This is a genomic window from Pseudomonas sp. LBUM1660 (genome assembly GCF_059695935.1).
Genome location: NZ_CP166795.1, coordinates 2,160,758 through 2,183,199, shown reverse-complemented (window position 1 = coordinate 2,183,199; position 22,442 = coordinate 2,160,758). Strand labels below are relative to the sequence as shown.

The window sequence follows — 22,442 nt, the reverse complement described above, 5'->3', positions numbered from 1 at the left end:
GACATTAAACTAGCACGACCAAAGGTAACTTTACACCGTCTGTCACAATGGCTTGCGCGAATATGTCGATTGGCCAGCAAGTCGAGGCAAGTAAAAAAATCCTACAGATCAAAAATACTTGCCCTACACGCACCGACTCAGGCCTCCACCATCGCCATCGCCTCCTCGACATCCACTGCCACCAGACGCGAACAACCCGGTTCGTGCATCGTCACTCCCATCAGTTGCTCGGCCATTTCCATGGCGATCTTATTGTGGGTGATATAGATGAACTGCACCGTCTGCGACATCTCTTTGACCAGCCGTGCGTAGCGTCCAACGTTAGCGTCATCCAAGGGTGCATCAACTTCATCAAGCATGCAGAACGGCGCCGGATTCAACTTGAAGATGGCAAACACCAGGGCCAATGCGGTCAGGGCTTTTTCGCCACCGGAGAGCAAATGGATGGTGCTGTTCTTCTTTCCTGGCGGCTGCGCCATGATCGTTACCCCTGTATCGAGTAGATCTTCGCCCGTCAGTTCCAAATACGCGCGTCCTCCACCGAAAACTTTTGGGAAAAGCGCCTGTAAACCGCCATTGATCTGATCAAAGGTATCCTTGAAGCGGTTTCGGGTTTCCTTGTCGATCTTGCGAATCACGTTCTCAAGGGTGTCCAGCGCTTCCACCAGATCATCGTTCTGCGCATCCAGATAACGTTTACGCTCGGATTGTTGCTGGTATTCGTCGATGGCCGCCAGGTTGATTGCACCGAGGCGCTGAATCCGCGCCGCGATCCGTTCGAGTTCTTCTTCGGCATCCTTCTCGCTGGCCTCGGCGGTCAGCGTGGCGAGCACGCCGTGCAAGTCGTAGCCGTCTTCCAGCAACTGATCTTCCAGCGTCTTGCGGCGCACGGTCAGGGCTTGCCATTCCATGCGCTGGGTTTCCATCTGGCCACGAATCAACTGCGATTGCTGCTCGGCCTGGTTGCGACGTTTTTCTGCATCACGCAATTCACGGTCAGCATCTTCCAAGGCGATCTGCGCCGTCTTCAGTTCTTCGTCGACCGTCATGCGCTTGTCGAGCAACTCTTCAAGTTTCAGGCGTAGCTCTTCCAGCGGCGCTTCGCCCTCCTCCAGGTTGAGACTCAGCTGTTCGCGTTTCTCAGTCAGGCGCTCGGACTGCATCTCTAGCCGTTCCAGCGCCTGACGCGTCGAGTCGTGTTGCGCCTTGAGCGAACCCAGACGCACCGCCAGTTGATGGGCGTGATCCTTGTGTTGCCGGGCTTCCTGACGCACCCGATCAAGTCGCTCGCGCAGGCTGTCGCGCTGGGCCAGCAGTAACTCTCGTTGCTCGGTGTCCAGCGCCATGGCATCGAGGGCTTCCTGCAATTGCAGGCGCGCTTCGCCGATGTTTTCGTGCTCCAGCGCACGCTGTTCGGCCAACTCGGTGAGTTCTTCATCGAGGCGGGTTCGGCGCAATGTCAGCTGTTCGACCTTGGCTTTGCCGGCGGACAACTGGGCTTTCAATTCGCCTTGCTGACGCGCTTCGTCTTGCAGCAAACGACGCAAATGTTCGCGACCGTTTTCCTGCTGACGCTGCTGCGCCCTGAGCGTCTGAAGTTGGGTTTCCAGGGATTCGACCGTGGCTTCGCGCTCTTCACGCTCGATGCTCAGCCGCTGGATTTCCTGCCCCCGGGCGAGCACGCCGCTTTCCGCTTCACTGGCCCGACGAACACGTAGAAAGTGTCGACCGACCCAATAACCGTCGCGACTGATCAGACTCTGGCCCGCAGTCAATTGACTGCGCAAGGCCAACGCCTGCTCGAGACTTTCGACCGGTTTGACCTGCCCCAACCAGGGTGACAGATCGATCTGCGCCTCAACCTTGTCGAGCAGGCTGCCTGGTACGCGCACGCCATCGCTCGCCGGGCTGAGTAAACGTAAATCGCCTTGGGCAAAACCGGCCAGATCGAAATCGCCGAAGTCATCCACCAGCACCGCTTGCAGGTCGGCACCGAGCACGGTTTCCACCGCCAGCTCCCAACCCGCTTCAACTTTCAAACCTTCGGCCAGACGCGGACGGTCCGCCAGATGCTGTTCGCGCAGCCATTCAGCGGTGCCGGTGCCCGGATCGAGCGCGGCTTGCTGCAAGGCTTCGAGGGAAGCGAGACGACCGTTCAGGCGCTGCAAATCGCCCTGGGCCTGCTGCTGATTTTGCAGCGCTAATTGCAATTCCTGACGCAGTTGCTCAAGGCGTTCGACCTGGGCTTCTTCGCTGGCCTGCAAATCTTCGAGGGTCGCTTCGCTCGCGGCCAGTTGCTCGCTGAGCTCCATGATCGCCGCGTCTTCCGGGTCCGCCGAGAGCAACGCGCGCTCTTCGCCAAGACGCTTCTGGCGATCGGCCAGACGCTCCATGCTGGTTTCGAGTTGCTGAATGCGTGACTGCTGGACCTCGGACTGGCGGCGCGGCTCGGCGGCCGTGAGGTTGAAGGTGTCCCACTGCTCCTGCCAGCCGTGCATGGTGGTTTCGGATTCTTCCAGCGCCGCGGCGGCCTCTTCGGCGGCGGCGCTGGTGACTTCCTGCTCCGGCGTGAGCATGTCCAGCTCTTCGCCGAGGGTCAGCAGCAAGGTGCGGTCGTGACCCAGGTGCGATTCGGTTTCCAGGCGCGCCCGCTCGGCTTCTTTCAGATCGTCCTGCAACTGCCGCAAGCGCTGCTGACCGTGCTGGATGCTCTGCTCGACCCGGGCAATGTCGCCGCCGACTGAATAGAAGCGCCCCTGCACCAGATTGAAGCGTTCTGACAGGTCATGGTGCCCGTCACGGAAGCGTTCGATGCTGGCGTCGGCGTTGCGCTGCTCGGCAACCAGGGATTCGAAGGTGACTTCCTGATTGCCAATGACTGCTTCGCGCTGCCCGACCTGTTCGTTCAACGCCTGCCAGCGCAGCGCCGACAGTTGGGCCTTGAGCTGACGCTCCTCGCCTTTGTATTCCTGATACTTCTTGGCGGCCTCGGCCTGGCGATGCAGGCGCTCAAGCTGACGCTCAAGCTCTTCACGCAAATCGGTCAGGCGGGCCAGGTTTTCATGGGTGCGACGGATGCGGTTTTCGGTCTCGCGCCGACGCTCCTTGTACTTGGAGATACCCGCCGCTTCTTCGATGAAGTTGCGCAGGTCTTCGGGCTTGGACTCGATCAGCTTGGAGATCATCCCCTGCTCGATGATCGAATAGCTGCGCGGGCCCAGGCCGGTGCCCAGAAAGATGTCGGTGATATCGCGGCGGCGGCATTTGGTGCCGTTGAGGTAGTAGGTGGTCTGGCTGTCGCGGGTCACTTTGCGGCGAATGGAAATTTCCGCGTAGGCGGCGTATTCGCCAAGCAGCGTGCCGTCGGAGTTATCGAACACCAGTTCGATACTCGCCTGGCTCACCGGTTTACGGCTGGTCGAACCGTTGAAGATGACGTCGGTCATCGACTCGCCGCGCAGGTTCTTCGCCGAACTTTCGCCCATCACCCAGCGAACGGCGTCGATGATGTTCGACTTGCCGCAGCCATTGGGCCCGACCACGGCCGCCATGTTGCTGGGGAAGTTCACCGTGGTCGGGTCGACGAAGGATTTGAACCCTGCCAGCTTTATGCACTTGAGCCGCACGCTTAAGCGTCCGTCAGGGCAGAAACCACCAGATCGCTGCTGCGCTGGGCATACGCCGTCAGCACTTCGCGGATCTGCGGAAAGTCACGGGCCAGCACGGCGGCGAGCAAGCGTTCGAACAACTCCAGGAACTCGCTCATCGACGCCTTGCGCTGGTCCAGGGCGAGGAAATACGCACGGCTCATCGCCGGTTGCAGGTTCTCGACGGTTTCCTGCAAGTACGGGTTGTTGGCGAACGGGTACGCGGCGCGCATCACGTTAAAGCTGTCGTCGACGAAGGTGCGGATGTCCTGACGCTCGTAGCTGGCGGCCAGGCGCTGCTGGATCTGCACGAACGGCGCCATGTCGGCCTGAACCTGCCAGCCTTTGGCGACGGCGTTGCCGAGCAAAATGTACAGCTCGCTCATCAGCGTGCACAGGCTCTGCACTTTATGGGCCGTGAGCTCGGTAACGTGGGCACCGCGTCGCGGCAGGATCGCGATCAGGTGGCGGCGCTCGAGGATCAGCAAGGCTTCGCGGACCGATCCGCGGCTGACATTGAGGGCCAGCGTAACCTTCTGTTCCTGGATGCGCTCCCCGGGCTTCATTTCGCCACGAATGATGCGTTCGGCGAGGTGGTGAGCGATTTGCTCGGCGAGGCTGTCCGGCGCCTTGAACGTCATGGTTGTCCTTCAAACTCTTCGATCTGCACAAGCGGCGCAGTGTAGCGCACATGAAGGGTCATGGCGGAGTGCCCACTCAGCGGTTTTTGGCACGAATCAAGCAAAAAGCAGGCTAACCCGCGAGGGTCAATAATGAAGGAACGAGTCGTTGATCGACAAAATGGCTTTTCCTGACCTTTAAGTCAGAAAATCATTGACCGCAAAGTCAGACCTGATAAATTCGGTCCAAGTCGGTTAACAACAATAATGAGTCTGCGAGGCCTTCCGTGATCCAGTTTTTACTTAACCAGGAACTCCGTAGCGAGCACGCCCTGGACCCAAACCTGACCGTGCTCAATTATCTGCGCGACCATGTGGGCAAACCCGGCACCAAAGAAGGCTGCGCCAGCGGTGACTGCGGCGCCTGCACCGTGGTGGTCGGCGAGCTGCAAACGGATGACGATGGCCGCGAACACATTCGCTATCGCAGCCTCAACTCGTGCCTGACGTTCGTGTCGGCATTGCACGGCAAACAACTGATCAGCGTCGAAGACCTCAAGCACCAAGGCGAATTGCACAGCGTGCAGAAAGCCATGGTCGAGTGCCACGGCTCGCAATGCGGCTTCTGCACCCCGGGCTTCGTCATGTCGCTGTTCGCCCTGCAAAAAAACAGCGATCAACCGGATGCTCATAAAGCCCATGAAGCACTGGCCGGCAATCTCTGCCGTTGCACGGGCTATCGACCGATTCTGGAAGCCGCCGAGCAATCTTGCTGTGGTAAACAACCGGACCAATTCGATGCACGCGAAGCCGACACCATCGCCCGCCTGAAAGCCATCGCCCCCACCGACATCGGCGAACTCAACAGCGGCGACAAGCGTTGCCTGGTGCCGCTGACCGTGGCCGATCTGGCCGACCTCTACGACGCTTATCCACAGGCCCGGCTGCTGGCCGGCGGTACGGATCTGGCATTGGAAGTCACCCAGTTCCACCGCACCCTGCCAGTGATGATTTACGTTGGCAACGTCGCTGAAATGAAGCGCATCGAGCGCTTCGAAGATCGCCTGGAAATCGGCGCCGCGACCGCCCTCTCCGATTGCTACGAAGCCTTGAAGGCCGAATACCCGGATTTCGGCGAATTGCTGCAACGCTTCGCTTCATTGCAGATTCGCAACCAGGGCACCCTCGGCGGCAATATCGGCAACGCCTCGCCAATCGGTGACTCGCCTCCCCTGCTAATTGCCTTGGGCGCGCAGATCGTCCTGTGCAAAGGCGAAACCCGCCGCACCCTGGCCCTTGAAGATTACTTCATCGATTACCGGGTCACCGCGCGTCAGGAAAGCGAGTTCATCGAGAAGATCATCGTGCCGCGTGCCTGCGCCGAACAGCTGTTCCGTGCGTACAAGGTTTCCAAGCGCCTGGACGATGACATTTCCGCCGTTTGCGCCGCGTTCAACCTGCGGATTGAAAACGGCGTGATCGCCGACGCCCGCGTCGCGTTCGGCGGCATGGCCGCGATTCCGAAACGTGCGAATAACTGCGAAACCGTGTTGCTCGGCTCACCGTTCAATCACGCCACCGTCGAACGCGCCTGCGCCGCACTGGCCGAAGATTTCACGCCGCTCTCGGACTTCCGCGCCAGCAAGGAATATCGCCTGCTCAGCGCGCAGAACCTGCTGCGCAAATACTTCATCGAACTGCAAACGCCGCACATCGAGACTCGGGTGACCGCTTATGTCTAACCATCACGCCGTAGAGAAGACCCAGGCCGAATTGGCTGAACTGTTCGCCAAGGACCTGACTACCGGTGTCGGCCGCAGCGTCAAGCACGACAGCGCCGCCAAGCATGTGTCGGGTGAAGCGCAGTACATCGACGACCGTCTGGAATTTCCGAACCAGCTGCACGTTTACGCACGCCTGTCGGACCGCGCCCACGCGAAAATCATCAGCATCGACACCAAGCCCTGCTACGCCTTCGAAGGCGTGCGCATCGCCATCACCCACGAAGATGTGCCGGGCCTGAAAGACATCGGGCCCTTGCTGCCGGGCGATCCACTGCTGGCAATTGATGACGTGCAGTTCGTCGGTCAACCCGTACTGGCGGTTGCCGCAAAAGATCTGGAAACCGCACGCAAAGCCGCCATGGCCGCGATCATCGAATACGAAGATCTCGAGCCGGTGCTGGACGTGGTCGAAGCCTTGCGCAAACGCCATTTCGTGCTCGACAGCCACACCCATCAGCGTGGTGATTCGGCCGGCGCCTTGGCCACCGCTGAACATCGCATTCAAGGCACGCTGCACATCGGCGGCCAGGAACACTTCTACCTCGAAACCCAGATTTCTTCGGTGATGCCGACTGAAGACGGCGGGATGATTGTCTACTGCTCGACGCAGAACCCCACTGAAGTGCAGAAACTGGTGGCCGAGGTTCTGGACGTGTCGATGAACAAAATCGTCGTCGACATGCGCCGCATGGGCGGAGGTTTCGGTGGCAAGGAAACCCAGGCCGCGAGCCCGGCGTGCCTGTGCGCAGTCGTCGCCCACCTCACCGGCCAGCCGACCAAGATGCGCCTGCCGCGGGTCGAAGACATGCTGATGACCGGCAAACGTCACCCGTTCTACGTCGAATACGACGTCGGCTTCGACAGCACCGGTCGCCTGCACGGTATTGCCCTGGAACTGGCCGGCAACTGCGGTTGCTCGCCGGACCTGTCGGCGTCAATTGTCGACCGTGCGATGTTCCACGCCGACAACTCTTATTACCTCGGCGATGCGACCATCAACGGTCACCGCTGCAAGACCAACACCGCCTCAAACACCGCATACCGTGGTTTCGGCGGCCCGCAAGGCATGGTCGCCATCGAGGAAGTGATGGACGCGATTGCCCGGCATCTGCACCTCGATCCGCTGGCGGTGCGCAAGGCCAACTACTACGGGAAGACCGAGCGCAACGTCACCCACTACTACCAGACCGTCGAGCACAACATGCTCGAAGAAATGACCGCAGAGCTGGAAGAAAGCAGCCAGTACGCCGAGCGCCGTGAAGCGATCCGTCGCTACAACGCCAACAGCCCGATCCTGAAAAAAGGCCTCGCGCTGACCCCGGTGAAATTCGGTATTTCCTTCACCGCCAGCTTCCTCAACCAGGCCGGTGCGCTGATCCACGTCTACACCGACGGCAGCATCCACCTGAACCATGGCGGCACCGAAATGGGCCAGGGTTTGAACACCAAAGTCGCGCAAGTCGTGGCGCAAGTGTTCCAGGTAGAAATGGACCGCGTGCAGATCACCGCGACCAACACCGACAAGGTGCCGAACACCTCGCCGACCGCCGCTTCCAGCGGTGCCGACCTCAACGGTAAAGCGGCACAGAACGCGGCGGAAATCATCAAGAAACGCCTCGTGGAATTCGCCGCCCGGCATTACAAGGTCAGCGAAGAAGACGTGGAATTCCACAACGGTCATGTGCGGGTTCGCGATCACATCCTGACCTTCGAAGCGCTGATCCAGCAGGCGTATTTCGCCCAGGTGTCGCTGTCGAGCACCGGCTTCTACAAGACCCCGAAAATCTTCTACGACCGCAGTCAGGCCCGTGGTCGGCCGTTCTATTACTACGCCTTTGGTGCAGCCTGTTGCGAGGTGATCATCGACACCCTGACCGGCGAGTACAAAATGCTCCGTACTGACATCCTCCACGACGTCGGCGACTCGCTGAACCCGGCCATCGACATCGGCCAGGTCGAGGGCGGTTTCATCCAGGGCATGGGGTGGCTGACCATGGAAGAACTGGTGTGGAACAACAAAGGCAAACTGATGACCAACGGCCCGGCCAGCTACAAGATCCCGGCCGTGGCCGACATGCCGCTGGACCTGCGGGTGAAGCTGGTGGAAAACCGCAAGAACCCGGAAGACACGGTGTTCCATTCCAAGGCTGTGGGTGAGCCACCGTTCATGCTCGGCATCGCGTCGTGGTGTGCGATCAAGGATGCGGTGGCGAGCCTGGGTGACTACAAGCATCAACCGAAGATTGACGCACCGGCGACCCCGGAGCGGGTGTTGTGGGGGTGTGAGCAGATGCGGCAGTTGAAGGCGGCAAAGGCTGCCGAAACCGAAGTTGAGTTGGCTTCGCTCTGATACCGAGGCGCGGCCTTCGCGGGCAAGCCTCGCTCCTACAGATTGATGGTGTATCGCGATGATGTGCACGACGCGAATACTGTAGGAGCGAGGCTTGCCCGCGAAGAGGCCCGAACAGACAACACAGATGTCGAGGTGAAAACATGTACAACTGGATCGACGCCCTCGCCGACCTGCAATCCCAGGGTGAACCCTGCGTGTTGGTGACCATTATCGAAGAGCTCGGCTCGACGCCGCGCAATGCCGGTTCGAAAATGGTCATCAGCGCCAACCAGACCTTCGACACCATCGGTGGCGGGCACCTGGAATACAAAGCCATGCAGATCGGCCGCGAGATGCTGGCCAGCGGCAAGCAGGACACCCATCTGGAGCGCTTCAGCCTCGGCGCCAGTCTGGGCCAGTGCTGCGGCGGCGTGACCGTGTTGCTGTTCGAACCGATGGGCCAGGTCCAGGCGCAGATCGCCGTGTTCGGCGCCGGCCATGTCGGCCGGGCGCTGGTGCCGCTGCTCGCCAGCCTGCCCTGCCGGGTGCGCTGGATCGATTCGCGGGAAGCCGAATTCCCCGAGCAGATCCCCCACGGCGTGCGCAAAATCGTCGCCGAAGAACCGGTGGATGAAATCGACAACCTGCCCGCCGGCAGCTACTGCATCGTCATGACCCACAACCACCAGCTCGACCTCGAACTCACCGCCGCGATCCTCAAGCGCGACGACTTCGCCTACTTCGGCCTGATCGGTTCGAAGACCAAACGGGTGAAGTTCGAACACCGCTTGCGTGACCGTGGTTTCGACAGCGCCGTGCTGCAACGCATGCGCTGCCCGATGGGCATCGGCGAAGTCAAAGGCAAGCTGCCTGTGGAAATCGCCATCTCCATCGCCGGCGAAATCATCGCCACCTATAACGCCAGTTTCGGCCAGCAAACTGCCAGCGCCGGATCATCGATCGCCAAACTGCTGCCTGCCTCACGCCGCAGCCAAGCTTCGAACTAAAAAGCCACGAACTGAGAAATTTTATGCCTCTGACTCGCAAAGCCTACCGCGCCGCCATCCTGCACAGCATCGCCGACCCCGCCGAAGTGGGCATCGAAGCCTCGTATGAGTATTTCGAAGACGGCCTGCTGGTGGTCGATAACGGCCAGATCAGCGCCCTCGGCCACGCCAGCGACTTGCTGCCGACCCTGCCTGCCGATATCGAGATCACTCATTACCAGGACGCGCTGATCACCCCCGGTTTCATCGACACCCACATTCACTTGCCGCAAACCGGCATGGTCGGCGCCTACGGCGAGCAGCTTCTGGACTGGCTCAACACTTACACCTTCCCGTGTGAGAGCCAGTTCGCCGACAAGGCACACGCTGACGAAGTCGCGGACATTTTCATCAAGGAACTGCTGCGCAACGGCACCACGACGGCGCTGGTGTTTGGCAGCGTGCACCCGCAATCGGTGAACTCATTCTTCGAAGCCGCCGAGCAGCTGGACCTGCGGATGATCGCCGGCAAGGTGATGATGGACCGTAACGCCCCGGACTATCTGACCGACACCGCCGAATCCAGCTACGTGGAAAGCAAGGCGCTGATCGAGCGCTGGCACGGCAAGGGCCGCTTGCACTACGCGGTCACCCCGCGCTTTGCCCCGACCAGCACCCCGGAACAACTGACCCTCGCCGGCCAGTTGCTCAGCGAATACCCCGACCTGTACATGCAGACCCACATCAGCGAAAACCTGAAGGAAGTCGAGTGGGTCAAGGAGCTGTTCCCCGAGCGCAAGGGCTACCTCGACGTTTACGATCACTACCAATTGCTGGGCGAGCGCTCGGTGTTCGCCCACGGTGTGCACCTGTGCGACGACGAATGCGCGCGGCTGGCGGAGACGGGTTCGGCGATTGCTTTCTGCCCGACCTCGAACTTGTTCCTCGGCAGCGGCCTGTTCAATTTGCCGATGGCCGAGAAGCACAAACTCAATGTAGGTTTGGGCACGGACGTGGGCGGCGGCACCAGTTTTTCGCTGCTGCAAACGTTGAACGAAGCGTACAAGGTCATGCAACTGCAAGGTGCGCGCCTGAGCCCGTTCAAATCGCTGTACCTGGCAACCCTGGGTGGTGCGCGTGCGTTGCGCCTGGAAGACAAGATCGGCACGCTGAAACCGGGCACCGACGCCGACTTCCTGGTGCTGGACTACAACGCCACGCCGCTGCTGAGCTATCGCTTGAAGCAGGCCAATAACATTGCCGAGACGTTGTTTGTGTTGATGACACTGGGGGATGACCGGACCGTGTTGCAGACGTATGCGGCGGGGAATCAGGTGCATCAGCGCTAGGTTTTTTCGGGCATAAAAAATCCCCCGTACTCTTCAGTCCGGGGGATTTTTATTGCCTTTGAAGCCGCCTTCGCGGGCAAGCCTCGCTCCTACAGGTTTAACGCGAAGCCCTTGTAAGAGCGAGGCTTGCCCGCGAAGGCCGCAACTCGATCGTTCAGAGTTTGGCAGCAGGCCGCCCAGGCTTCTTGGTCTGCAACAAATGCGAGAACACCGCATGCAAATCATCCGACGCGCTTTCTTCATCAAGGTTGAGTTTGCTGTCGATGTGATCCATGTGATGCATCATCAGGTCCACTGCCAGCTCACCATTACGCGCTTCGATGGCGTCGATCAGCTGGGTGTGCTCGTCGTAGGAACAGTGCGAACGGTTGCCGCTTTCGTACTGGGCAATGATCAACGAAGTCTGGGACACCAAGCTGCGCTGGAAGCTGATCAGCGGCGCATTCTTCGCTGCTTCGGCCAGTTTCAGGTGGAATTCGCCCGACAAACGGATGCCGGCACCGCGATCGCCACGGGAGAAGCTGTCGCGCTCGTCGTTGACCATCTGCCGCAACTCGGCAATCTGCTCGGCGGTCGCGTGCTGAACCGCCAGTTCAGTGATCGCCCGCTCCACCAGACGCCGGGCCAGGAACACCTGACGGGCCTCCTCGACACTCGGGCTGGCGACCACGGCGCCACGGTTCGGACGCAGCAGCACGACGCCTTCATGGGCCAGGCGCGACAGCGCGCGGCGAATGATGGTGCGACTGACCCCGAAAATTTCCCCCAGCGCTTCTTCGCTCAACTTGGTGCCGGGCGCCAGACGCTGTTCGAGGATGGCCTCGAAGATATGCGCGTAGACAATATCGTCCTGGGTACCGCTGCGGCCGGCTTTGCCTGCTCGCGGTTGTTTCTTTAGGGGCTGCAACTGTTCGTTCATGGGCACTCGAGTCGGGAGAACTGCGGCGAATTGACCGTGACTGTAATACGGCACAGTGGGTCGCTGGCAAGTATCGCGTAAAAAACACCGCGATTGTACACAATGGATGGTGGCAACACGACTGTACGGCTGTTTGTCGCTTCTGCTGTATCGCAACGGTTGGTTACTTTTGAGTTTAGGCTTGATCGCAGAATCCGCCGCTTCCACACAATCCTTTGTAGGAGCGAGGCTTGCCCGCGAAGGCGTCGTACCGGTCGACATCAATGTTGAATGATAGGACGCCTTCGCGGGCAAGCCTCGCTCCTACAGGGGATTCGGCATTTTTATCAGAACAAGGAACACCGCTGTCATGAACGACGCCACGCACACACAGCTCCGCCCCTTGGCCGATACGTCACCGTCGGCGATCGTCGCCGGCTTCATCGCGATGATGACCGGTTACACCAGCTCCCTGGTCCTGATGTTTCAGGCAGGACAAGCGGCGGGCCTGACCAGCGGGCAGATTTCGTCGTGGATCTGGGCGATCTCGATTGGCATGGCGGTGTGCTCGATCGGCCTGTCCCTGCGTTATCGCACGCCGATTACCATCGCCTGGTCGACCCCCGGCGCGGCGCTGCTGATCACAAGCCTGGGTGGCGTGAGTTACGGCGAGGCCATCGGCGCCTACATCACTTGCGCGGTGCTGGTGACGATTTGCGGCCTGACCGGCAGCTTCGAACGGCTGGTGAGAAAGATTCCGGCGTCATTGGCCGCCGCCCTGCTGGCGGGGATTCTGTTCAAGATCGGCAGCGAAATCTTCGTCGCCGTGCAGCATCGTACCGGACTGGTGCTGGGGATGTTCTTCACTTATCTGCTGGTCAAGCGCCTGTCGCCGCGTTATGCCGTGCTCGCAGCGTTGCTGATCGGCACGGCGCTGTCCGGGTTCATGGGGCTGCTGGACTTCAGCGGTTTCCATCTGGAAGTGGCGACGCCGGTCTGGACCACGCCGCACTTCTCTTTGGCCGAGACCATCAGCATCGGTATTCCGTTGTTTGTGGTGGCGATGACCTCGCAAAACATGCCCGGCATCGCGGTATTGCGCGCCGACGGCTACACCGTGCCTGCCTCGCCGCTGATCACCACCACCGGCATCGCCTCACTGCTGCTGGCACCGTTCGGCTCCCATGGGATCAACCTGGCGGCCATCAGCGCGGCGATCTGCACCGGGCCGCATGCCCATGAGGATCGCAACAAGCGCTACACGGCGGCGGTCTGGTGCGGGATTTTCTACGGGATTGCCGGGGTGTTCGGCGCAACGCTGGCGGCGTTGTTTGCGGCGCTGCCTAAAGAGTTGGTGCTGTCGATTGCGGCGCTGGCGCTGTTCGGCTCGATCATCAATGGCCTGAGCATTGCCATGACCGAAGTGAAAGAACGTGAGGCGGCGTTGATTACCTTTATGGTCACGGCGTCGGGGCTGACGCTGTTTTCCATTGGTTCGGCGTTCTGGGGGATTGTGGCCGGGGTGTTGACGCTGGTGATTCTGAATTGGCGCAAGGCCTGAGGGACCCTTCGCGGGCAAGCCTCGCTCCTACAGGGTTGAGTGTCGATCAAAAAACATCGGCACACCTCAATCCTGTAGGAGCGAGGCTTGCCCGCGAAGGCATCCCCGAGATCGACATCGCAGGCCAAGCCATACACCTACAAAAAGCAGGCATAAAAAAACGGCGACCCTTGGGCCGCCGTTTTTTATGACATCAAGCTACCGGATTGATCGGCTTTTCCGGGTACCAGACGTCGATCAGCGGGCTGACGGTTGCTTCGGTCAGTTCGCTGCGGCCTTTGAGCCAGGCTTCAACAGCAGCGCGCTGCTCTTCGGACACCGAGCCACGCTTCTGCAGGCAAACCAGACCGAAGTCGTCGCCGCCAACATAACCCAGACCGTTGGCTTCCATGGCTTCTTTCAGAAACGCGTCGAGGAAAGCATCAATGGCTTCATCAGCCAAATCTTCTTTGAAATCCAGGTTCAGTTCGAAACCCAGCTCTTGAAATTCATCGACGCACAGTTTTTTGCGCAGACGCTGGGAACGGTTAGTCGCCATTGGAACAATCCTCATAAGTAATAACGGGCGGCACTTTAGCAGTTTAAGCCGCTAATTGCCCGACTCTCTGGGGCGCGTGGCTGACCGTCGGTAAAAAAATTGCGGATTAGAGGGCCACGGCAAGGCACAAGCCGTTACACCTTGGGGCATAATGCCGACACTTTCATGACCACTGAGGGAATTTATCTTCATGCCCTCGTCTTTTTTCCCCTCGAATGTAGGGTTTTATTTCACATGATCAAATCTTTGCGTCCCTTGTTGCTGGCCGGTTTCCTTCTTCCTCTGGCCTTCTCCGTTTCCGCCGCCACCATCAACACCGGTCTGTCACCCAACGTCGAAAAAGCCCTCAAGGCCAGCAAGCTTCCGGACAACGCCCTGTCGCTGGTAATGATTCCGTTGAACGGCCCGGGCACCCCGACCATCTACAACGCTGACGTTTCGGTCAACCCGGCCTCGACCATGAAGCTGGTAACCACCTATGCCGCGCTGGAAATGCTCGGCCCGAACCATCAGTGGAAAACCGAGTTCTACACCGACGGCACCCTCAGCGGCGGCATCCTCAACGGCAACCTCTACCTCAAGGGTGGCGGCGATCCGAAACTGAACATGGAAAAACTCTGGCTGTTGATGCGTGACTTGCGCGCCAACGGCGTGACGCAAATCACCGGCGACCTGGTGCTGGACCGCGGTTTCTTCGTGCAACCGCAACTGCCGGAGTTCAACGACGACGGTAATGACGAGAACAAACCGTTCCTGGTCAAACCCGACTCGCTGTTGGTCAACCTCAAGGCCTTGCGCTTCGTGGCGCGCAACGACAACGGCCGGGTCCTGGTGTCAGTAGAGCCGCCGATTGCCAGCATCCATATTGAAAACCAGGTCAAAGCGGTCAATTCCAAGCAATGCACCGGTGGCGTGCGTTACAACCCGGTGACCCAGGCCGATGGCAGCGTGACCGTGACGGTCGGCGGTCAGTTGGGCGAAGGCTGCAGCTCGCAGACTTATCTGTCGCTGCTCGACCACGCGACCTACACCGCCGGTGCCGTGCGGGCGATCTGGAAGGAACTGGGCGGCAGCATCCAGGGCAGGGATCGTCTGGCGCCGACGCCGAACAACGCCAAGGTGCTGGCCCGGGCCTACTCGCCGGATCTGGCGGAAATCATTCGCGACATCAACAAATACAGCAACAACACCATGGCTCAGCAGCTGTTCCTGAGCCTGGGCCAGAAATTCCGCACCGACGCCGACGGTGACGACGCCAAGGCTGCCCAGCGCGTGGTGCGTCAGTGGCTGGCGAAGAAAGGCATCACCGCGCCGCACTTGGTGATGGAGAACGGCTCCGGCCTGTCCCGCGCCGAACGTGTGAGCGCTCGTGAAATGGCGGCGATGCTGCAAGCCGCGTGGCGCAGCCCCTACTCCGCCGAGTTCATCAGCTCGATGCCGATTGCCGGAACCGACGGCACCATGCGCAAACGCCTGAAAACCACGGCGATGCGCGGCGAGGCCCACGTCAAGACCGGCACCCTGAACACCGTGCGCGCGATCTCCGGTTACAGCCGTGACGTCAACGGCAACACCTGGGCGGTGGTGGCGATCCTCAACGACAAGGCCCCGTTTGGCGCGTCTTCGGTGCTGGATCAGGTGCTGCTGGACCTGTATCGCCAACCGAAAGTGCCGGAAACGGCTTCGGTGCTCTGACCCGGATCTACACGACACCTCAGATCCAATGTGGGAGCGAGCCTGCTCGCGATGACGGCGGCACTCTAACAATGATGTGACTGACAGACTGCTATCGCGAGCAGGCTCGCTCCCACACTGGGTCAGTGTCGTTTTCTAAAACTGCTCCCACAGGGGTCAGGATGAAGGCTTAGTTCATCTCTCCTTCAACCCGATCCCGTCCCGCCTGCTTCGCCGCATAAACCCCCGAATCCGCCCGCAGCAACAGCGCATCCGCGCCCTCCCCGACTCGCCAACTGGCAATCCCGAAACTCGCGGTAACGACCCCGACGCCTTCGATCGGTGAACTGCGCAACCCTTGCCACAGCTGTAAGGCCAGGACATGGGCATGTTCTGCGTCGATGTCCGGGCACAGCACCATGAATTCCTCACCACCCAGGCGGCAGAACACGTCGGTACGTCGCAGACGATGACCGATGCGTTCGCACACGACCTGCAACACCCGGTCACCCACGGCATGTCCATGCTGGTCATTGATGCGCTTGAAGTGGTCGATGTCGAGCATGATCACCGACAACTCGCCACCACCGCGCTCGACCCGGGCCATCTCGGTGGTCAGGCGTTCTTGAAAGTAGCGGCGGTTGTGAATTCCGGTCAGAGAGTCGGTAATCGACAGCGCCCGCAGCTCTTCTTCCACCCGCTTCAGGTCGGAAATGTCCGAGATGTAGCCATGCCAGAGCACGCCGCCACCCGGCAGTTCCTCCGGGGTCGCCTCGCCGCGCACCCAGCGCAGGCCGCGCTGAGGCAGTTGCACCCGGTATTCCTCGCGCCACGGGCTCAGGGTGTCCGCCGACGCGCGGATCGAGGCGCGAACGCGGGTCGTGTCCTGGGGATGAATCCGCGTGAAAATCGCCTCGGCGTTGAGCAGCAGCACGTCCGGCTCGAGCTCGTAGATCTCACGAATCCCGTCGCTGGCATAGATCACACTGAAGCGACCGTCAAATTCCATCTTGAACTGATAAATGCCACCGGGCACATGGACGCTGAGCTTTTTCAGCAACAGGTCGCGCGCGGCCAACGCCTCGTGAACGCGCTTGCGTTCGGTGATGTCGATACAGATTGCCAGATGCCCGACCCACAGGCCTTGCTCGTCGAGGACCGGGGTCGCGAGCATGTTCACGGTCAAATGGCTGCCATCCTGACGGACCAGCGTCCACTCCCGCGCTTCGTGACCGCCCTCTTCTGCGCCTTCGACCAACATCGCCTGACAGGTCGGAATCCGCTTGCCATATCGCACACTCAGTTCCGCCGAGCGTGCGACCAGCTCTCGGGGAAAGTGCAGGTTTTCCAGGGTCATGCGCCCCACCACTTCAGCGCTGGAATATCCCAGCATTTGCTCGGCCCCGGCGTTAAAGGTGCTGATGACGCCTCGCAGGTCGGTGGCGATGATCGCCACCTGGGTCGCGGCATTCAGCACGCCGCGCAACTGGCCGTGAGTGCCGCGCAATTCCTGCTCGCGGGCGTGCAGTTCCTGGGTGCGCTGCTCGACCATTTTCAGTGCGCGCTGGCGTTGGCTGACCAGCACGTAGAGCAATGCGCTGAGCAGCACGCTCAGCAAGCCACCGAGCACCACGAGGCTGGTCACCGAGGAATGGTTGGCCTTCAAAAAGGCTTCGCTGGGCAGGATGTCGACTTGATAGTCGCGGTCGGCCATACGCAGCAGGCGTGTCGCGGACAGTTCGCTGGGCGCGGGCGAGTTATAGGACTCGTAAAGCACTTCGTGCTGGTCGTCGGTGGATAAGTCGAGGATGCGCACCGAGAGATAGTCATAACTGGCCTCCGGCAAACCGTCCGCCAGCAGCTGACGCATGCTGATCACAGCCATGACATATCCGTAGGGTTTCGTCGCCGCCGTCGCCGCGTCACTCTGACGCTTCACCGGCGCCACCAGCAGCACACCCCGCGCATAGGCCGGCTCGATGCTGACCAGATGCATCGGCTGCGACACCGCCATACTGCCCAGCTTGTCGGCCCGGTCAAGGGTGGCGCGGCGCAACGGCTGGGCGAACAAGTCGTACCCCAGCGGCGAGCCGAGCCGGCTTTGGGTCTGGCTGAAGAGCACGGCCACGTACTCATCCCGTTCGGCCGCCAATTGCAGTTGGCCGTCGGCATTGAGCTCACGCAGCGTGAAGTCGCTCAACCCCTCCTCGCGCACCTTGCGCTCGAACGCTGCCCGCTCGGCACGGGTGATCCGCGCAGCGAATGAATATGCCTGCGTGCGGTGCAGCAACGGTTGGGTATAGCCTTCGAACTCCTCGCGGGAGACCGACTCGGAATTGGCGAAGAACCGGCGCAGGCCGTCGAGGCGCTGCTCCTGATCTTCGAAACGTTCTTCGATGCGGCTGTAACGTTCGCTGGCGAGCAGCTGGAAACGTTGCCTTAATTGATGGTGAAACAGATTCAGTGTCGACCAGGCCAGCAATCCAGTGAGAATCCCACCGACGAGCAATACCAGCAGCGCGACCAGCCAGGCCGAGACATCTTCGCTGATAAATCCCAGGATCTTGGGGCGCACGGCGTGCAACGACATAAACGCAACTCAAAACGCCAGGTGCGGGAAAGCCCATTGGCCATGCGTTGAGTTATAGCTATTAGCCATCAATTTGACCAGCACTGAAAGAACCCAAGAGCCTTTAAAAATCAAGGCTCTGTGGATCCAATTGCTGATCTGTCAACGCGCTGTGATTTTCCAGGCACGGTGGATCTTGCCGTTGCGGGCGAAATCCGGATCGATGGTCTGGGCGGTGATTTCTTCAACGGCATAACGCGCGGCGAGGTTCTCCTCGAGCGTGAACTTGCGGAAGTTGTTGGAGAAGTACAACACGCCACCCGGCGCCAGGCGCGCCATCGCCAGGTCGATCAATTGCACCTGATCGCGCTGCACGTCGAAGATCCCTTCCATGCGTTTGGAGTTGGAGAACGTCGGCGGATCGATGAAGATCAGGTCGTACTCGTCACGGCAGGCATCGAGCCACGCCATCACGTCACCCTGCTCCAGACGGTTCTTGTCAGAGAAACCGTTCAGCGACAGGTTGCGACGCGCCCAGTCCAGGTAGGTTTTCGACAGGTCGACGCTGGTGGTGCTGCGCGCACCGCCCTTGGCTGCGTGAACACTGGCGGTTGCGGTGTAGCTATACAGGTTGAGAAAGCGCTTGCCGGCTGCCTCTTTCTGAATCCGCATGCGCATCGGGCGGTGGTCGAGGAACAGCCCGGTGTCGAGATAGTCGGTGAGGTTGACCAGCAGCTTCACGCCGCCTTCATTGACCTCGACAAACTTGCCCTGCGCCGCTTGGCGTTCGTATTGCTTGGTGCCGCTCTGACGCTCGCGGCGCTTGACCACCACGCGGCTCTTGTCGATGTTCAAGGCCTGCGGAATGGCGGCCAGGGCATCGAACATGCGCGCCGAGGCTTTTTCCGGATCGATGGACTTTGGCGCGGCGTATTCCTGGACGTGGACCCAATCCTGATACAGGTCGATGGCCATGGAATATTCCGGCATGTCGGCATCGTAGACGCGGTAGCAATCAATGCCCTCGCGCTTGACCCACTTGCCCAAAGCCTTGAGGTTCTTTTGCAGGCGGTTAGCGAACATCTGCCCGCCTTCGCTCAAGCGCGGTTGCTCGATCACCACTGGGGCCGGTTTGATCGGGTTGCCATTCTTGTTGTACTTCTCGTACTTGCCGGGTGCCACGTCATTGTCTGCGACTTCGACTTCGGCCTGCTCACGCTCGACCTGACGCTGTTCCGGGGTGCGACGCTCGCCGGTGACGAACTGGTCCGGCGTGACTTTGATCAGCAGCAATTTGCACGGCAAGGCGCCGTTCCAGAACGAATACTGTTTGTGACTGCGGATGCCCATGCGCTTGCCCAGGTCCGGCGCGCCGGTGAAGACGGCCGCTTCCCAGTTCAGGCAGGCCTGACGCAGACGCTCGCCGAGGTTCTGGTAAAGGTAGAGCAGGCTCGCCTCGTCGCCCAGACGCTCGCCATACGGTGGGTTGCAGATCACCAGACCTTTCTGGTTCTGATCCGGACGCGGCTCGAACGTACCGACTTCGCCCTGGTAGATCTTGATCCATTCGCTCAGGCCTGCACGTTCGACGTTGTTGCGGCCGGGTTGAATCAGGCGCGGGTCGGCTTCGTAACCGCGAATCCACAGCGGTGGCTTGGCCAGACCGGCCGCGGCGCGTTCGGTGGCTTCTTCGTGAAGTTTTTTCCACAGCGCCGGCACGTGGCCGAGCCAGGCGGTGAAGCCCCACTGCTCGCGACGCAGGTTCGGCGCCATGTCGGCGGCGATCATCGCTGCTTCGACGAGGAACGTGCCGACACCGCACATCGGGTCAGCCAGTGCGCCGCCATCGGCCGCAATGCGTGGCCAACCGGAACGGATCAGGATGGCGGCCGCGAGGTTTTCCTTCAGCGGCGCCGCGCCCTGCTGCAAGCGATAACCGCGCTGGTGCAGGCTGTGGCCGGAGAGGTCGAGGGACAAAATGGCTTCGCCACGGTCCAGACGCAGGTGGATGCGCAGGTCCGGGTTGAGCTTGTCGATGGACGGACGGTCGCCCTGCGGAGTGCGCAGTTTGTCGACGATGGCGTCTTTGACTTTCAAGGCGCCGAAGTGAGTGTTGTCGATGCCCGAGCCGTGACCACTGAACTCGACGGCCAGGGTGCCATCGTTGAGCATGTGATCTTGCCACTCGATGTCGAGTACGCCGTGGTACAGGTCTTCGGCGTCCTTCATCGGGAAACGCTTGAGCACCAGCAGCACCCGGTTCGCCAGACGCGACCACAGGCACAGGCGATAAGCGGTTTCCATGGTGGCCATGCCGCGCACGGCAGAGGTGTGCTCACGTGCTTCTTCAAGGCCAAGCCCGACGGCTTCCTCGATCAGCAGGCCTTCAAGGCCTTTAGGGCAAGTGAGGAAGATTTCGAATTGATCGGACATTGGAATTTCAGAGCCTTTAGCTAAGTGAACCGGCAACGCATTGCCGGCCCGGTTTTCAATCAGGCGCTTTTCTAAAAGAGCGCCCGCGTGGCACGAAGGTGTGCCGTCCCACCTGTGCTGCTCAGATTAGAAGAGCTTAGATGCACAGGCAGATAAAAATGTTGATGCAACAAAATGTCATAAGCCGACCCTTCGTCGAATAGTCCTCCTGCTCAACAGGAGCCATTCTCACTAAAGGATTAAACCTATCATCCTGCGGGGGCCCGATCATACAGGGCTTTGACCAATAAACACGGGACAAACATCGTGTTACTTATGGCCTTAGCATCTTTACGGTTACGTTCTTATGACAAAACGATCATTCCCTCGATGTGACGCATTGGTTAGAACTCCATACAGGTTGACGCCGCAACGACGTCAACACCTTGGCTCGCGACGCCGGCAGCGAGCCCCAACGGCAGGAATTTTTCTGCCAGACCTCAATTGAGGTCGACGCGATAAATACAGTCAACAAGTGAGGGCAACACCCTATGAGAAGACTTAAGCGTGATCCGTTGGAAAGAGCATTTTTGCGCGGATATCAATATGGCGTTGGTGGCAAATCCCGTGAGCTTTGCCCATTTACTCTACCGTCGGTACGCCAAGCCTGGATTAACGGCTGGCGAGAAGGACGCGGCGACAACTGGGACGGTATGACCGGCACTGCGGGAATCCACAGACTCAACGAACTTCACGCCGTCGGCTAACACAGGGCACACACTCCGACACGACAATCTGATTACGTAACGACTTACCACGCACGCCCCATCCGGGCGGCGGGCTTCGGCCCAGGGGCTCCTTCGAGGAGCCCTTTTTTATGCCTGCAAAAACCTTTCGCGAGTGAAATCGATCTTGTGGCGAGGGAGCTTGCTCCCGCTGGGCTGCGAAGCAGCCTCCAGACACTCAACATTGTTTGTCAGGAAAAACACGACTGCTTCGCAGCCGAGCGGGAGCAAGCTCCCTCGCCACAAAAGCCCGCTCGCAGAGGGTTCAGCGCAGGGCGGCGATGGCGTCGACGGACTCGCGAATCAGCGCCGGGCCTTTATAGATGAAGCCGGAATAGAGCTGCACCAGGCTGGCACCCGCAGCGATTTTCTCAGCCGCGTGCTTGCCTTCGGTAATGCCGCCGACAGCGATGATCGGCAAGCGCCCGGCCAGTTCCGCCGCCAGTACCTTCACGGTGTGAGTGCTCTTCTCGCGAACCGGTGCGCCGGACAGACCGCCCGCCTCGTCACCATGTTCCATGCCTTCAACGCCGACGCGGCTCAAGGTGGTGTTGGTGGCGATCACCGCGTCCATCCCGGTTTCGATCAGCGCCTGCGCGACCTGTGCGGTTTCTTCGTCGGTCATGTCCGGCGCGATCTTGATCGCCAGCGGTACATGTTTGCCGTGGCGCAAGGCCAGTTCCGCGCGACGGGTCGCCAGATCAGCCAGCAATTGCTTGAGCGAATCGCCAAATTGCAGGCTGCGCAGGCCCGGGGTGTTCGGCGAGCTGACGTTGACCGTCACGTAGCTGGCGTGGGCGTACACCTTGTCCAGGCAGATCAGGTAATCGTCGACCGCGCGCTCAACCGGCGTATCGAAGTTCTTGCCGATGTTGATGCCCAGCACGCCTTTGTACTTGGCCGCCGCCACGCGAGCTAGAAGGTGATCGACGCCGAGGTTGTTGAACCCCATGCGGTTGATGATCGCCTCGGCTTCCGGAAGGCGGAAAATCCGTGGCTTGGGGTTGCCCGGCTGCGGACGCGGGGTGATGGTGCCGATTTCGACAAAGCCGAAACCCAACTGCGCAAACCCGTCGATGGCCGCGCCGTTCTTGTCCAGACCGGCCGCCAACCCTACCGGGTTCGGAAATTCCAGACCCATGACGTTCACCGGCATTTTCGCCGGCGCCTTGCACAGCAAACCGTTGAGGCCCAAACGCCCGCCCGCGCCGATCAGGTCCAGGGACAAATCGTGGGAGGTTTCCGGGGAAAGTTTGAACAACAGCTGACGGGCCAGGGTGTACATGG

At 60.3% G+C, this 22,442-nt stretch carries 14 protein-coding genes; 7 read left to right on the top strand and 7 right to left on the bottom strand.

Annotated elements, in window-relative coordinates; genetic code table 11:
* Positions 1-137 precede the first annotated feature (137 nt).
* Positions 138-3,626, bottom strand: coding sequence for a chromosome segregation protein SMC (smc, locus tag ACA068_RS10230; RefSeq protein WP_497309526.1), 3,489 nt, complete (start codon positions 3,624-3,626; stop codon positions 138-140).
* Between the two features lie 2 nt (positions 3,627-3,628).
* Positions 3,629-4,288: a GntR family transcriptional regulator gene (locus ACA068_RS10225; protein ID WP_109628876.1), complete on the bottom strand. Its 660-nt coding sequence runs from the start codon at positions 4,286-4,288 to the stop codon at positions 3,629-3,631.
* 266 nt (positions 4,289-4,554) lie between these two features.
* On the opposite strand from ACA068_RS10225, the gene xdhA reads away from it, so the two are divergent.
* From xdhA to guaD, 4 genes are all read left to right on the top strand, one after another.
* The gene (gene xdhA / locus ACA068_RS10220; RefSeq protein WP_497309524.1) at positions 4,555-6,009 is read left to right on the top strand and encodes a xanthine dehydrogenase small subunit; all 1,455 of its coding nucleotides are present in this window, start codon (positions 4,555-4,557) and stop codon (positions 6,007-6,009) included.
* Positions 6,002-8,401 (top strand): xanthine dehydrogenase molybdopterin binding subunit, encoded by a 2,400-nt coding sequence (gene xdhB / locus ACA068_RS10215; protein WP_497309522.1) that lies wholly within the window; start codon positions 6,002-6,004, stop codon positions 8,399-8,401. The genes xdhA and xdhB overlap by 8 nt, the downstream gene beginning before the upstream one ends.
* A gap of 143 nt (positions 8,402-8,544) precedes the next feature.
* Positions 8,545-9,390, top strand: a complete 846-nt coding sequence (xdhC, locus tag ACA068_RS10210; RefSeq protein WP_497309520.1) for a xanthine dehydrogenase accessory protein XdhC — start codon at positions 8,545-8,547, stop codon at positions 9,388-9,390.
* Between the two features lie 23 nt (positions 9,391-9,413).
* Complete coding sequence (guaD, locus tag ACA068_RS10205; RefSeq protein ID WP_497309518.1) at positions 9,414-10,718, top strand: guanine deaminase; 1,305 nt, start codon at positions 9,414-9,416, stop codon at positions 10,716-10,718.
* A 154-nt stretch (positions 10,719-10,872) separates the two neighbouring features.
* Here the strand turns inward: guaD and ACA068_RS10200 are convergent, their stop codons facing one another.
* On the bottom strand, positions 10,873-11,637 hold the full coding sequence (locus tag ACA068_RS10200; RefSeq protein ID WP_064378756.1) for a GntR family transcriptional regulator: 765 nt from the start codon (positions 11,635-11,637) through the stop codon (positions 10,873-10,875).
* 349 nt (positions 11,638-11,986) lie between these two features.
* Between ACA068_RS10200 and ACA068_RS10195 the strand changes: the two genes are divergently transcribed.
* Positions 11,987-13,177: a benzoate/H(+) symporter BenE family transporter gene (locus ACA068_RS10195; protein WP_497309516.1), complete on the top strand. Its 1,191-nt coding sequence runs from the start codon at positions 11,987-11,989 to the stop codon at positions 13,175-13,177.
* A gap of 193 nt (positions 13,178-13,370) precedes the next feature.
* On the opposite strand, the gene ACA068_RS10190 is transcribed toward ACA068_RS10195, so the two are convergent.
* Positions 13,371-13,715, bottom strand: coding sequence for a YggL family protein (locus ACA068_RS10190; RefSeq protein WP_007896965.1), 345 nt, complete (start codon positions 13,713-13,715; stop codon positions 13,371-13,373).
* A gap of 234 nt (positions 13,716-13,949) precedes the next feature.
* Here ACA068_RS10190 and dacB point away from each other — a divergent pair, with 234 nt between their 5' ends.
* Positions 13,950-15,410, top strand: coding sequence for a D-alanyl-D-alanine carboxypeptidase/D-alanyl-D-alanine endopeptidase (gene dacB, locus ACA068_RS10185; RefSeq protein ID WP_497309514.1), 1,461 nt, complete (start codon positions 13,950-13,952; stop codon positions 15,408-15,410).
* Between the two features lie 169 nt (positions 15,411-15,579).
* Here the strand turns inward: dacB and ACA068_RS10180 are convergent, their stop codons facing one another.
* Positions 15,580-17,979 carry a sensor domain-containing diguanylate cyclase gene (locus ACA068_RS10180; RefSeq protein WP_497309512.1) on the bottom strand — a complete coding sequence of 800 codons (2,400 nt, stop codon included), beginning with the start codon at positions 17,977-17,979 and terminating at the stop codon, positions 15,580-15,582.
* Positions 17,980-18,120: 141 nt separating this feature from the next.
* On the bottom strand, positions 18,121-20,391 hold the full coding sequence (gene rlmKL / locus ACA068_RS10175; protein ID WP_497309510.1) for a bifunctional 23S rRNA (guanine(2069)-N(7))-methyltransferase RlmK/23S rRNA (guanine(2445)-N(2))-methyltransferase RlmL: 2,271 nt from the start codon (positions 20,389-20,391) through the stop codon (positions 18,121-18,123).
* Between the two features lie 530 nt (positions 20,392-20,921).
* Between rlmKL and rmf the strand changes: the two genes are divergently transcribed.
* Positions 20,922-21,137 (top strand): ribosome modulation factor, encoded by a 216-nt coding sequence (gene rmf, locus ACA068_RS10170; RefSeq protein WP_003223300.1) that lies wholly within the window; start codon positions 20,922-20,924, stop codon positions 21,135-21,137.
* Between the two features lie 283 nt (positions 21,138-21,420).
* Here rmf and ACA068_RS10165 read toward each other — a convergent pair whose 3' ends face one another.
* Entirely contained in the window at positions 21,421-22,440 is a 1,020-nt protein-coding gene (locus ACA068_RS10165) for a quinone-dependent dihydroorotate dehydrogenase (protein WP_497309508.1), read from the bottom strand.
* Between the last annotated feature and the right edge of the window lie 2 nt (positions 22,441-22,442).